The sequence below is a fragment of the Telluria sp. ZT3P39 genome (assembly GCF_059685935.1).
Map to the genome: position 1 here is coordinate 45643 of NZ_JCASIH010000001.1, position 13793 is coordinate 59435.

Below are 13793 nucleotides of genomic sequence, written 5' to 3' on the forward strand. Positions count from 1 at the left end.
TTTGGAGGGCGAGCGCTTACTCGCCGCGCGACGGGTCGGCCAGCGGATGCTCGCGCTCGTCGATGATCTCCTGCCGCAGCGCGCGGGTGGCGTCGTCCTCGCCCCAGCGTCTGGTGAACACCGCCAGCCGGGCCAGCGCCCTGTCGTAGGTGCGGGCGCGCCGCAGCCTTTGCACGGCGGCGCCGGTATCGGTCCAGGCCCTGGCGCGCTGCTCGGCGCGGGTGCAGTCGGCCGCCGCCTTGTTGAGCGACGCTTGCACCTGGCGCAGCTGCTCGGGTGTGGCGCTGCCGCCGCGCAGGGCGATCAGCTCGTCCTGCGCCTCGCGTGCCTTGCACTCGACAGCCAGGGCCACGGCGCGGTCCATGCGGCGCTCGGTGCGGCTGCTTTCGGGCTTGACCACCATCCAGATCACCCACAGCATGACCAGCGCGGCGACCCACCAGCGCAGGCGCACCGGCGCGCGCTGCGGCGGGCGGGCCGGCATCGGGGCGCCGCGAATGCCGGGCGGCGGGGGGATGCCGCGCCCTTCTCCCGGCTCGGGCGCGGGCGGCGGCGCAGGCGAAGCAGCCCGTGCAGCTGGAGGCGGCGCCGGCGCCGGCTGGGCGACAGGCGCCACCGGGGCAGGCGCCGGCGCCGGTCGTGGCGGGGCCACCGGCGGCTTGGCCGCTACCTGCGGCGGGCTCACGCCCGGCTGCACCACCTGCTGGGCGGCGCCGCACCAGGGGCAGTAATTCACCCGCCTCGGCGTCAAGCGTCCGCATGAGAGGCCGATGCAGCGGTAGACCGCGTCGTCTTGCACCATACCGTCCTTCATTCTGGATCCGGGATCGCGTCGTCCACGTCGTCCGGATCGGGAATCGCGTTATTGAGCACCGCCGCCAGCTCGGGCAGCGCGCCGACCGTGCTCCACTTGTCCGCCTTCGGGTTCCAGGCCATGTTCCAGGCGCGGGTCGCCCCGTCGACCTCGCCGCGCGCGGCCTGCTGGGCGATCTCGTCGATCGTGTACGGGCCGCGCTGGGCGCCCTGCACGAACAGCTTGTAGCGCGCCTGATCGACTGGCTGCGTGTTGTAGGCGGCGGGCGCCTTGGCCAGTTCGACCGACGGCGCCGCACGCCCTGCCAGCACCGCGGCCGCGCGTTCGTCGTTCATCAGGAATTCCGGCAGGATCACCCGCTTGTCGACCGGCCGCTCGACTTCCCAGCTGTAGGCGTCGCCGGCGGAATCCGGCACGGTCTCGGTCCACTGCGCGATACCGGCCAGCGCGGTCTCGATCTGCGCTGGGGACAGCGACGGGTCGAGCGCGGCGGCGCGGCGGATCCACTGGTCGTACAGGCGCCGCGCCGTGATGTTCGGCAGCGAGGGCGACGGCAGCTGGGCGCCGGTCTCGTCCACTTCCAGGCGCGGCTCGTAGACACGCAGCTGGTAGTGGCGCATCAGCGCCGCCAGCAGCGTGAGCTGGTGGGGTCCGACATTGGCCAGCCGGTGGCGCACGGCCTGAATCACCCCATCGCGGTAGTAAGGCGGCAGGCCATTCGAGCGGATTGCAAACTCGTTGCCGATCTGGAGCCACTCGCCCGACCCTGGCTCGACCTCGAACACATACTGGCCGCGCGGCTGGAAGCTGGCCTCGCGGTCGCCGAGATCGGGCTTGCGGCGGATGACGCCCAGCGCGATCGCCTGCAGGAACCACTCGTAGTCGTCGGCCAGGCGATTGAGCTCGTCCATCGACGGCGACAGCGGATGGCGGAAACGGGTGGCGTCGAAATGCAGGTGGGTCGGGATCTTCGGGTTCTCGATCTGGTACGAGGCGCGCCAGGTCGGCAGGCCGCGCAGCACCGTCATCGGATAACCCGACAGCTCGATATAGCAGACCGCCTTGCCGGAGATGCCGGTATTGACCACCGACAGCAGGTCGCCATGGAAGTACCCGGTCGGTACGGCGGCACGCAATTCAAGCTCCATCTTGCGCCAGCTTGCTGCGTCGCCCACGCCGATGAAGCACTTGAACTGGTCGGCCACGGGCGTGAACTCGGCCGAGAAGCGCGCGTTCACCCAGGGCATGGCGCTGCGGATCCATTCGGCAAAGACGCGCTGGCGCTCCTGCGGCGTCATGCTCGAGAGCCGTTCGAGCAGCGGGTCGACAGGTTCGGGCTGCTCGAGTTCCTGGCTGGAGAGCTGCAGCTGGGCGCGGCGGAACAGCTTGAGCAGCAAATCGGAGCGCAGGCGCTCGTCGCCCAGTTGCGGGAACAGCCGCGCCGAGCCGCCGAACTCCAGCAGCACTTCCTCGCTCCAGGCGCTGACGTCGCCCGTGAGACGCACCGGCGGCGGCAGCACGTCGGCCGCCAGCTTGATATAGGTGGCATGCTCCTGGCGCGCGTCGGCGCGCAGCTGGCTGATGCGCTGGTCGGCTGCGGCCAGCATGGCCGAGACCATCCGGCGGCCTTCCTGGAACTCGCCGGCGATGCCGCTCCACTGGGCCTGGCCCTGCTCGTCAGTGGCTTGCGGGTCGCCCAGCCAGGCCGACATGTTGCGCATGACTTCGATCGACTCCCCGGCTGCCACCGCCAGCAGGTGGAAGCGCAGGTAGTCGGCGATGTCGCGCTTGAGGTGGTTCATCACTTCGCGCGCCTGCGGCTCCTTGCCGAACATGCGCCCGGAAGCCTGCGACAGGTTATTCAGCGATTCCTCGACCTGGCGGGTGCGCAGCGCATCGCGGATGTCGCGGTAGCGGCGCCCATTGCGCTCGGCATTGGCCAGGTCGCGCTGCGACAGGCGCGCCTTGACCTGCTCGAGCAGCGACAGCACGAATTCGAGCCCGCCCTGCTTGCGGTCGTCCAGCAGCGCGTACAGGCGCTCGCGCACGCGGGTTTTCAGGCGGCTGCTGAGTTCACCCGTGTGGCGCTTGATGCGGTCTTCGCTGGTCTCGGCGGTGGCGCCGGCCTCGCGGATGGCGTCGCGCTCCAGGTGCGGCAGCAGTTCGGCCACTTTCTCGCGCCACTGCTTGATGTCGTAGGAGGCCATGATGCGGTCGACTTCGAGCTGCACCTTGCTTTCCACGCGCTCGAGCAGCGAGCGGCCGTCCTTGTCGAGCAGGAGGGTGCTGGTGAGCGCGTATTCCGGGAAGGGCGTGATGTCCACCGTGCCCTTGCGGAAGTCGGGGAAGGCGTCGAAGGGGCGCTCGCCCATCTCCATGTGTTCGCGCATGAAGCTGTCGCGCTCCTGGTCGCCGGCGCGGCGCGCCATCGCGCCGTCGGTTCCCACCAGGCCGAAGAAGGCTTTCACCATCAGGCCGGCCAGCTCGTAGGCGCGGATGTCGTCGCGCAGGCTTTGCTGGGTGTCGAGCACGGCCTGGCCGAAGGCCGAGTACACCTTGGAGTAGGACAGACGCATGTCGCCGAAGCGCTGCTCCGGCACGCGCGGGTTGTAGGGCCCCAGCTTGTGCTGCTGCTGGTTGACCGCCACCGAGCGCTTGCGGTTGGCGAAATCGGCCGACGCGAAATCTTCGAACAGGGTGTCGGCCACCATCTGGTAGACATCCTTGACGTCGAGCGTGGCCTTGTTGGCGAGGTTGGCGGTGTCGACGAAATACACGTCGTCGAAAGGCGCGCCCTTGCCCGCGATGCTGTCCGGGTCCATCCATGCCACCCGTGCGTTCATGTCGCGCATCGCGGTCTCAAGTTCCATCAGCGTGGCGTAGGCATTGGCCTCGGTGCGTTCCTTGTTGGCCTTGGCAAAACCGCCCGGCATGAACATCACCAGGTCGACCTGGCTGTCGGATACCTCTTGCCGGGCGATGGCTTTCGACAGCCAACCGAGGTCGATCGCGCTGCCGGCGCCGGTGCCGCCGGCGCACGAGGCGATGACGACGATGCGGAATTTCGAGGTATCCACCTGCAGGCCGAGGCGCTGGTAGTTTTCCTTGCGCTCGATGCCGGCATTACTGCTCAGGAAATTGAGCGCACCCTTGATGCGGCCGCGCAGCTTGGGATATTTGTCGAACAGGTAGAGCCGGGCCAGCGCGCGGATCTGGCCCGCGCCCTTGGACGGGTCGATGCCGAGCGAGCGCAGTTTCTTGGGACGCAGCGGCATCCAGCTTTCGATCAGCGGAAAGCGCGCCAGGCTGTCGTCGGACTCGTGATACTGCGGCAGGTCGAGCGGCTCGACCAGGCGCTCTTCGTCGGTCAGCTTCACCAGTTCATACCAGGGGTCGGTGCGTTGCGACTTGCCCTCGTCGATGACGGCATTGTTGTCGAGGTCGAAGTGCAGGAAGCGCGCCACCGGGAAGTCGCCGATCGATTCGACGCGCGTCGGGTGGTGCCGGTTCCAGACGGCCGACAGGATGCGGCGGCGGATGCGCATCATCACTTCCATGCCGGTGCCGCCGGCGCCGATGAACAGCGTCGGGCGCAGGTCGACCTTGAGCTCCGATTTGGCGTTCAGGCTTGCTGGGTTGGGGAAATCTGCCATATCGTGTTCTTTCGATTTTTACTTGGGGCTTAGCGGCGGCCGACGAACAGCGCCGCGACCAGTGCGATCACGCCCACCGCCACCAGCGGGCCGGTGACGGCGACGGTCAGGAATTTGCTGGCATTGATGATCGCCAGCACGGCGGCGGCCGATAAAAAGCCCAGTCCCACGAACAGCATCCAGCCGGCGCTGCCCGCGGACGATGGCGCGACGCGCCGCACGACCAGGTGATGCACGTAGGCGTTGCGCACAAAAAAATACACCACCAGCAGCACCGCGAACACCACCGCACCGATGGCCAGGTCGCGCGTCGAGGTATCGGTCGCGGGAACCGGCGCCGTCGTGGTACCGGGCACGACTTCGACCGGCCGGCCGGCGGTGTCCGGAGACGTTTGCGGCAGCGAATCCTGGGGCGAGGCCGACTCTTCGGGCAGCTTGAAGCCTGGATCGGCCGGGATTGGCGCTGAAGGTGACTGGGTTCCTTGCATGGGGAGGGATTCCTTTCTTGTTTTTGTCAGCGGCCGAGCCGGACCTGCGCGCCTTCGCGCAGGTCGAGCAGCTGGTGGCCGAACAGGGTGGTTTTCAGCTGCGCCACCTGGGCGCCGGCCTTGTCGTAAATCGGTTGGGTCGTGCCGGGGCGGGCGCGCATGGTGCACAGTTCGTCCTCGACGGTAACCTGGGCCACGCGCGGCCGGCCATAGGCCCATGCCGCGGCGCCAAGCGCCGCCAGCAGCGCTGCCGCAATGCCGCCCAGCGCCGCCAGCGGACCCATGCCGTAATGGACCCGCACCTCCAGCGGCAGCACCGCGTTCGAGGCCTGCACCGTGCCCGGCGGCGTGAAGATCTCGGGCAGCGGGTCGCCCGGGAACAGCGCGGCCATGCGCTGGCGGAAAGCCTGCGATAACTCCAGCTTCTGGTTCGCCAGGTGCAGCTCGATCCGGCCCGGCAACACATAGGCCGAGCCGGCCGATTTCAACGCCTGCATCGACCATTTATCGGGCAGCTGGGCCACCGGCAGCTGCATGGTGGAGCCGAGCGGCACCGGCTTGCCCGGCGCCAGGTTGCTTACGCGGGTGCTGGCCAGGTCGATCTTGCGGTCTTCGCCGGCCAGCATCGAGCGCGCGCTGAGCGTGGCCGAGGTAATGGTGTACGGGTACATCGTGTTCTCGAGGTTCCACCGGATGCTGGCCTTGGGCGTAGTCGCATTTGGGTCGACGTCGGCGCGCAGCGCCCCACCCTGCGCCTGCGAGAAGGCCACGCCGGGCGCGTTTTCCACCTGCGCGGGACTGAGGCGCACGGTGTCGCGGTCGAGGGGCTTCAGGCGCGCCGGCTGCTCGGTGATCACGCCGGCGATGCGTCCTGAGGCCAGCAGCGCATCGAGCGCGCGGGTACCGGGCGCGCCGACCGCGAACGCATACACCATCAGGCCATTGGCCTGGTAATGCTTGCCCTGGACCGGCATGCGCAGCGGGAAAGCCACCACCTTGTCGATCGCCGCGCCGCGGTGGATCAGCTCATAGAATTCGCGGTTGCGCGCGGCGGTGGCCTGGTCGTTGTTCGGACTGTTGCGGTTGTTCGTCACCAGCCAGACGATGCCGGGCTTGCCGCCGAGCGCGGTGCCGATCGCCGCCTGCACCGCTTCGCCCAGGTCGGTGTCGGCCAGCGCGGCGCTGCCGGGCTTGCGCGCCGTGTCCAGGCCGGCCAATGCGCCGCCCACCCGGCTGCGCACGGTCTTCGGGTCGGCCTTGAAGGAAAGCAGCGCCCTGGGCGAGGGCGCGCCCGGCAGGGACTGGTTGAAGGCGGCCAGCACCAGCGCATCGCCCGGCTGCACCACGGCGCCGGCCAGCGCGCCGATCAAGGGCTTGAATTGGGACTGCGGATCGGTATAGAAGGGCTCCATCCAGCCCGAGTTCTGCACCAGGAAGACGTGCGGGGTCGCGGCTGCGGGCAATGCGCTCGACATCAGCAGCAGCAAGGCCGCCGCCAGTTGTTTGATCGCGGCCGCCATCACGCCGTCTCTTCCAGGCGCCAGCCGCGGATGGCGTTCCAGTCCGGATGGTGCAGCCACAGGCAGCCCGCGTACACGAAGGGCAGGCAGTCGAGGGGCCGCGACAGGCGCACCACCTCATCGAGGATCACGTTGCGCCTGCCGATCCATTCGACCGTGGTGCGCGGCAGCACGCGCGCCTCCAGCGCTTCTTCGGCGCGGCCGGTGTACTTGTGGAAGCGCAGCACCAGGCCGCTCGGCTGGCTGCGGTTGTTGTTGAAGGCGCGCAGCAGCGGCAGCACCAGGGTGTCGTCCTGGTTCAGGTCTTCGATATGCTCGCCGGACCAGGGCTCGTCGACCACCGGATGCCCGCGCCGGAACAGGAAGTTGGCAAAGCCCAGGCGCGCGCCGTCGATCGGCGCACGTTCGGGAGCTGAATCCGCGGGACGGTCCGTGCCCAGCTCGAGGAAGGAATAGCCCTGGCCGTCATGGCCGATATGCCACAGGCGCCCGTCGCGGCTCTGGGTCGGGCCGCCGAAATCCAGGCGCGGCTGCCAGCCGGGAGGCCAGGGCGTGAACAGCGGCGGCTCGCCCGGACGCCAGGCCAGCTGGCCCTGTTCGTGCAGCCAGAACAGGCGGCCGTCATAGCCGATCGGGCGCGACCACCCGGCCCGGGGAAGATCCGGACAGGCGAATTCTTCCACTTCGAGCAGGTCGCTGCGCGCGCTCCACAGGCGCACGGCGCCGCCCGCGTCGGCGTCGGGGCAGACCAGGCAGGCGATGTGGCGGCGCATGGCGCCGGGTGCGGCCACCAGCGGCGCCTCGAGCACGGGCTCGGTGCGATAGGTTTCGCTGACCGGGTTGATCCAGAGCCGGTACAGGCCGCTGGTGGTGGGAACGATCGCCACCTCGCCGCGGCGCGGCTCGCGTACCGGCAGCCAGGCATAGCAGGAGGCGGTGAAGGCCAGGCTGGCGGCGCCGTCGTCCGGCGCCATGACATGCCACAGGCCGGCGACCGGGTCCCAGTATTGCAGCACGCCGCGCGTGTGGGCCAGCGCCAGCAGGCGCTGCTCGGGGAAGCCGTAGTGCGAAGCTGCGAACACGCATTGGGCGTTGGGTGGCGCCGGCATCGCCAGGTCGTGGCGGCCGACGTGGGGCGCGGCCGGACGCTCTTCCAGGCTGTCTCCCAGCGGCAGCGAGGTGACCGGCAAGCCATGCGGCACATGGCGCGGCAGCATGGCGTCCACGCCCGGGCCCCACCAGCCGGCCTGGCGCGACGGCAATGCCGGCAGCCGCAGCAAGCCGCGGCCGCAGTTCGGGCAAAAGGCGAAACCTTCCGGATAGATGGGTGCGCAGCTGCAGGCGTCGGGCAAGGAGGCGCCGAGCAGGCGGGCGACGTCGGGCAGGCGGCTGTGGGCGTGGGCCTGCCAGTCGATGCGGCCCAGGCCTTCGCTTGCCAGCAGCTCGAACTCCCCGCTGCGCTCGTCTTCCTGCCAGACACTGGCAGGCGTTTCCCATCTGTATGTCATGCCGCCACCTCGGTGCCCCTTTTTGCAGTCATTTGATCGATTGAAACCCAGCCCATGCGGGCTTTGTTGTTGCTCAAATCATAGCGCTCGCGACTGGCTCGCGGCGCGCCGTACACGGGGTAGCGCGCCATGACACTTTTGGGATCAATAAACGGGCTGATTGGGCGGCGGTGCGGGGAACTTTTGGCTGTCGTCCGTATAATGGCGGCCCGGCTTCCGATCTCCCCCGCCAGACATGCATACTCCCGAATCCACCGACGACCTGCCGCCAGGCGCCATCGCCGCCGCCACGACGCACCTTCACGACGTGCTCGCGCATGCACTCGAACACGGCCCGGCGCACGCCGCGCTGGTCGTCTACGACACCCGCACTCCGCTGGCGCGCGCGCTGCTCGAAGGCTACCGCCGCAACCTGCCCGACGCGGTGTTCATCGACTTCGATGCCGCCACTCCGGAAGCGGTGCTGGCGGCCTTCCGCGCGATGGCGCCGAAGGACCTGGTGGTGTTGCTGCAATCGACCAATTTCCGCCTCGATGGTTTCCGTATCCGGGTCGAGCTGTTCAAGCTGGGGCTGAAGGTAATCGAGCACGTGCACCTGTCGCGCATGCCGGGCCCGCAGTCGGAACACTATATCGAGGCGCTGGCCTATGACCCGGCCTATTTCCGCGGCGTCGGCCGTGCGCTGAAAGCCCGGATCGACAAGGCAGCCCATGCGCGCGTGGAGGGCGGCGGCGAGACGCTCAGCTTTGCGTCAAGCCTGGAGCCGGCCAAGCTGAACGTGGGCGATTACAGCGACATGCACAACGTCGGCGGCCAGTTCCCGATCGGCGAAGTGTTCACCGAGGCGCTCGACCTGGAAGCGGTGCATGGCCGCGTGCAGGTGCACGTCTTCGGCGATACGAATTACCGGTCGAACCGGCCCGAGGTCCCGGTGACGCTCATCATCGAACGCGGGCGCGTGGTGGGCACCGAGAACGCCACGCCGGCATTCCAGCAGGTGCTCGACAACATCACCGAGATCGAGGGCGAAGTCTGGGTGCGCGAGCTGGGCTTCGGCATGAACCGCGCCTTCACGCGCGAGCGCCGGGTCGACGATATCGGCACCTACGAGCGCATGTGCGGCATCCACCTGTCGCTCGGCGCCAAGCATGGCGTGTACACGAAACCGGGCTTCAAGCGCAAGGATGCGCGCTTCCACATCGACGTATTCGCGGTCACCGACGCGGTCTACCTCGGCGACGAACGCGTCTATGCCGACGGCCGCTGGACGTGTAACAGCTGAACGAGGGGGTGCGATTCGGTGCTACGATACCGGCCTGACATCCATTTGCAGAGCGTTCCATGGCAGACGACATCCTTCCATTCGTCAACGAAATCCAGGCCATCGGAGCCGTCCCGAAGATCCTCGAAACCGTCGCCGCCATCACCGGGCTGCGCTTCGTCTGCATCGCCCATGTGACCCAGTATTCCTGGACCGCCTGCGCGGTGCTCGACGGGCTCGAATTCGGCCTCAAGCCGGGCGGCAGCCTCGACGTCACCACGACTTTGTGCGAACAGGTGCGCGACACCAAAGCGGCGGTGATCATCGACCATGTGCGCGAGGACGCCCGCTACCACGAACACCATACGCCGCGCATCTACGGTTTCCAGAGCTATTTTTCGATTCCCGTCTTCCGCCCGGGCGGCCAGTATTTCGGCACCCTGTGCGGGCTCGATCCCGAACCGGCGCGCCTGACCGGCGAGACGACCGTCTCGACGCTGACCCTGTTCGCGGAACTCATCTCGAAGCAGCTCGAAGCCGAGCAGGCGCTCGGACACGTGCAAGGCGAGCTGCTGTCCGAGCGCGAGACGGCGGAACTGCGCGAGCAGTTCATCGCCGTGCTGGGGCACGACCTGCGTACGCCGCTCGGGGCGGTGCGTTCCGGCGCCGAGATCCTGCTGCTCAAGCACCAGGACCCGGTCACGCGCCAGGTGGCCCAACGCATCCGCCGCAGCACGACGCGCATGGCGGCGCTGGTCGACGACGTGGTCGACTTCACGCGCGGCCGCATGGGCGGCGGCATCGCCCTCGACCTGCGCGACACGCCTGACGCAGACCTGTTCCTGCGCCAGGTGGTCGACGAACTGTGCGACGTGTATCCGGAACGCCAGATCGACAGCCGCGTCGAGGCGGGAATGCGCCTGCGCTGCGATCCCGACCGCCTGTCGCAACTGCTCTCCAACTTGCTGAAGAACGCCGTCCTGCACGGCAGCCAGGCCGAACCGATCGTGGTCGATGCCCATGTCGACAACGGCGTGTTCGCGCTGCACGTCGTCAACGGCGGCCCCGACATCCCGGCCGACGTCGTGACGCAGTTGTTCAGGCCCTACTGGCGCGCAGCGTCGCGCCAGGGCAGCGAAGGGCTGGGGCTGGGCCTGTATATCGTCGACCAGATTGCCCGCGGGCACGCGGGCGCCGTCACGGCCACTTCCGCCGGCGGCGTGACCGAATTTACCTTCACGATGCCCGCGGCCTGAGCGGCCGCCCCTACATCACCCTGACCCAGCCGCCCTTGTAGAGGATCGGTCCGCTCGGGCCATCCGGGTCGGTCGAGCCGCCCGCCGGCTCGAGGCTGACCGCCAGCAAGGCCACGTCGGCGCCGATCGCCTGCGCCGTGAGCGGCAGCGCCAGCCGGCGCCCACCACCCAGCACGCCGAGCGAACGCGGCTTGCCCTGCAGCGGCACCGCCCACAGCTGCAGCGCCTGTCCGGGGCTGAGCGCTTGGGTCGCCACCAGGCGTACAGTGAGCAGCTTGCGCTCGCGGTCGGCCGTGACCAGCAGCGCGGTGCGGGCCTGCTCGTCGAGCAGGGTGGCGATATCGCTGACCGCCGGCTGCTGCGGTGCCTGCTGTATCACGCTCACCAGCAGCAGCGCCGCGGCCATGCTCGAGGCCACGCCCAGGCCGCGCCAGAAGCCGAGCGAACCGTGGCGCCAGAACTGCCACGTCGGCGCCGGCCGGTGCAGGCCGAGCCGGGCTTCGATTGCGCGCCAGACCTGCGCGCGCGGCGCCACCGCCGGCACGAATTCCGCCATCGCCCCGATCTTGTCCCCCCACTCGGCCACCGTGCGGCGCAGCGCCGCGTCGCCATGCATCAGGCCTTCGAAGCGCCGGCGCGCCCGTCCGCGCAAGGTGCCCAGCACGTACTCGGCAGCCAGCCGCTCGCGCAAGGGTTCGTTGTCGCGCAGTTTCATCCCGCTCTCCTTCCGCTCAGGCAGGCTTGCAGCCGCGACAGGCTGCGGCGGATCCAGGTCTTCACCGTACCGAGCGGCAGGGCGAGCTGGCGGGCCACTTCGCTGTGCGACAAATCATGGAAAAAGGCCAATCCCACCGCATGCCGGTGCGGCTCCTCGAGCGCGGCCATGCAGGCGGCCAGCGCCTTCGCTTCGCTGCTCATCTGGAGCAGATCGGCAGGATTGGCGACCGGGTCGTGCAGGGTCGCCATCACCGCATCGTCGAACTCGCCTCCGTCGAGCTGCGCCTCGTGCCGGTGGCGCCGCAACAGGTCGAAGGACTTGTTGCGCACGATCGTCGACATCCAGGTCATCGGGGCCGCCAGGCCTTCCTGGTAGTCGCGCGCATGGTCCCAGATCGAGACGAAGCTTTCCTGCAGCGCCTCCTCGGCCAGTTCGCGGCGGCGCAGGATGCGCAAGGCCAGGCCGAACAGCCGCGGCGAGCTGGCGTCGTACAAATTCCGGAAAGCAAGCACATCTTTCAGCGCTGCGCCACGAATCCACGCGTTCATATCTAATGGATTTGGCAAATTTATCGATTGAGCCACAAAATCTTTCTAAGCAGAGAGAAAAATCGCCGAATTTGCTAACGATGACTGGACAAAATTATCACATTTACCGGGCATTAATGAAATAAAAATAATTTGAATCCGATAAGGTGCGGACTGCGTATACCTGTCTGGAGATGTATTCCGCACCACGGCCGCCCCCTTGGAGGGGACCACAATAACGAGGAGATTGACATGCAATTCGGTAAGAAGAAACAACTATGGGCTGCGGCCCTGGCGTCAAGCGCAGCACTGGCCATGGTCGCCCAACCCGCCACGGCCTCGAGCCACCGCGAAGCCCCCTTCCTGACCAACGCACCCAAGGTCGACGGCACCGACTTCTACATGTTCCGCAGCTACGCGCCTGGCCGCGAAGGCTATGTGACGATGATCGCGAACTTCATCCCCTTCCAGGATCCGCAGGGCGGCCCGAACTTCTACCAGTTCGATAACAACGCGCTGTATGAAATCCACGTCGACAACAACGGCGACGCGAAGGAAGACATCTCCTTCCAGTTCCGCTTCAAGAGCACCTCCAAGCGCACCGCCCTCACCGTCGGCGGCAAGCAGGTCTTGATCCCCCTGATCAATTCATCGACCATCAGCGGCGTCAATCCGGGCTCGCTCAACGTGCGCGAGACCTATACCATCGACATGGTCAAGGGCGACCGCCGCGGCGGCACCCGTACCCGCCTGGCGGGCAGCGGCGGCGCCACCGAATTCGACAAGCCGGTGGACAATGTCGGCGACAAGACCTTCGGCAGCGCGACCGGCTACGAGACCTATGCCAACGCCCACATCTACGACGTGGCCATCCCGGGCTGCGGCACCGGCCGCGTGTTCGTCGGCCAGCGCAAGGAACCCTTCTATATCGCCGTCGGCAAGATCTTCGACCTGGTGAACCTGAACCCGCTGGGCACCGAGGTCAATGGCAACAAGAACGACCTCGAAAACAAGAACGTCAGCGCGATCGCCATCGAAGTGCCGATCGCCTGCGTCGCTGCCGCCGGCGAGCCGGTGATCGGCGGCTATGCCACCGCCAGCATGCGCCAGGGCCGCCTGCTCAATCCAACGCCGGCCAGTGGCATCAACAACGCGACCAAGGAAGGCGGCGCCTGGACCCAGGTCTCGCGCGTGGGCATGCCGCTCGTGAACGAAGTCATCATCGGCATGGACCTGAAGGACCGCTTCAACAGCTCCAAGCCGAAGGATGACGGCCAGTTCATCGACTACGTCACCAACCCGACGCTGCCGGCCATCATCGAGACCCTGTTCCCGTCGGCCAAGGCCCCGACCAACTTCCCGCGCAACGACCTGGTCACCGCCTTCCTCAAGGGCCTGCCGGGCGTGAACCAGCCGAAGAACGTCGTGGCCTCGGAAATGCTGCGCCTGAACACCGGCATCGCACCGACCGCGCTGGCTGCGCAGAATGCGATGGGCGTGGCAGGCGGCGACAATGCCGGCTTCCCGAACGGCCGCCGTCCGGCCGACGACGTCACCGACATCGCGCTGCGCGTCTCGATGGGCGCCCTGTGCGCCCTGACCGGCGCCAACGATGCCCTGGGCGTCGGCTGCAAGCCGGCCGATGCCCCGGCCGGCGGCCTGGCGCTGACCGATGGCGTGCGCAAGACGGCGGCATCGTTCAAACCGGCCTTCCCTTACCTGAACACGCCGCTGCCGGGCAACCAGTAAGCGCGAGGAGAGAGCCATGACTTCCATGATTCCCCGCTTGCGCAATGGCGCGCTGCTGCTATCGGTCGCCTTGCTGCTGGGCGCTTGCGGCGGCAGCAACGACCGCGATCCGGTCGCCACCACGCCGCCGCCGACCAGCAACAACCCGCCGCCGGTATCGACCGACACCTTCTTCCAGACCGTGCTGGCGCGGGTGGCCTCGCTGCTCGATAACGACGAACCGATAGCGGTCGAAGCGATCCCGATCACGGCTCCGGAAACCACGGAACCGGAGCCGGTGCCATCGCCCTGACGCACCC

The 13793-nt window shown here is 67.9% G+C and carries 11 protein-coding genes; 4 read left to right on the forward strand and 7 right to left on the reverse strand.

All coding sequences use genetic code 11. From position 1 onward, the window contains the following. Positions 1-16 precede the first annotated feature (16 nt). From AC56LR_RS00170 to AC56LR_RS00190, 5 genes are read right to left on the reverse strand one after another with little or no spacing between them, the layout of a single operon-like run. On the reverse strand, positions 17-814 hold the full coding sequence (locus tag AC56LR_RS00170; protein ID WP_497126128.1) for a hypothetical protein: 798 nt from the start codon (positions 812-814) through the stop codon (positions 17-19). Next, positions 811-4467, reverse strand: a complete 3657-nt coding sequence (locus AC56LR_RS00175) for a tubulin-like doman-containing protein (protein ID WP_497126130.1) — start codon at positions 4465-4467, stop codon at positions 811-813. The genes AC56LR_RS00170 and AC56LR_RS00175 overlap by 4 nt, the downstream gene beginning before the upstream one ends. 29 nt (positions 4468-4496) lie before the next feature. Next, positions 4497-4955, reverse strand: coding sequence for a hypothetical protein (locus AC56LR_RS00180; RefSeq protein WP_497126132.1), 459 nt, complete (start codon positions 4953-4955; stop codon positions 4497-4499). Positions 4956-4981: 26 nt separating this feature from the next. Beyond that, the gene (locus AC56LR_RS00185; protein ID WP_497126134.1) at positions 4982-6475 is read right to left on the reverse strand and encodes a hypothetical protein; all 1494 of its coding nucleotides are present in this window, start codon (positions 6473-6475) and stop codon (positions 4982-4984) included. After that, a complete protein-coding gene (locus AC56LR_RS00190; RefSeq protein ID WP_497126136.1) occupies positions 6475-7983 on the reverse strand; it encodes a hypothetical protein in 1509 nt (502 codons plus the stop codon). Before AC56LR_RS00190 ends, AC56LR_RS00185 begins: the two co-directional genes overlap by 1 nt. Positions 7984-8218: 235 nt before the next feature. Between AC56LR_RS00190 and AC56LR_RS00195 the strand changes: the two genes are divergently transcribed. Beyond that, complete coding sequence (locus AC56LR_RS00195) at positions 8219-9265, forward strand: M29 family metallopeptidase (RefSeq protein WP_497126138.1); 1047 nt, start codon at positions 8219-8221, stop codon at positions 9263-9265. Positions 9266-9324: 59 nt separating this feature from the next. Next, complete coding sequence (locus AC56LR_RS00200; protein WP_497126141.1) at positions 9325-10500, forward strand: GAF domain-containing sensor histidine kinase; 1176 nt, start codon at positions 9325-9327, stop codon at positions 10498-10500. 10 nt (positions 10501-10510) lie between these two features. Here the strand turns inward: AC56LR_RS00200 and AC56LR_RS00205 are convergent, their stop codons facing one another. Then, positions 10511-11215, reverse strand: coding sequence for an anti-sigma factor (locus AC56LR_RS00205; protein WP_497126143.1), 705 nt, complete (start codon positions 11213-11215; stop codon positions 10511-10513). Next, positions 11212-11730 carry a sigma-70 family RNA polymerase sigma factor gene (locus tag AC56LR_RS00210; protein ID WP_497126145.1) on the reverse strand — a complete coding sequence of 173 codons (519 nt, stop codon included), beginning with the start codon at positions 11728-11730 and terminating at the stop codon, positions 11212-11214. The genes AC56LR_RS00205 and AC56LR_RS00210 overlap by 4 nt, the downstream gene beginning before the upstream one ends. A gap of 267 nt (positions 11731-11997) precedes the next feature. Here AC56LR_RS00210 and AC56LR_RS00215 point away from each other — a divergent pair, with 267 nt between their 5' ends. Both AC56LR_RS00215 and AC56LR_RS00220 read left to right on the forward strand, forming a co-directional pair. Continuing rightward, entirely contained in the window at positions 11998-13494 is a 1497-nt protein-coding gene (locus AC56LR_RS00215) for a DUF4331 domain-containing protein (protein ID WP_497126148.1), read from the forward strand. A 16-nt stretch (positions 13495-13510) separates the two neighbouring features. Continuing rightward, a complete protein-coding gene (locus AC56LR_RS00220; protein ID WP_497126150.1) occupies positions 13511-13786 on the forward strand; it encodes a hypothetical protein in 276 nt (91 codons plus the stop codon). The last annotated feature ends 7 nt before the right edge of the window (positions 13787-13793 follow it).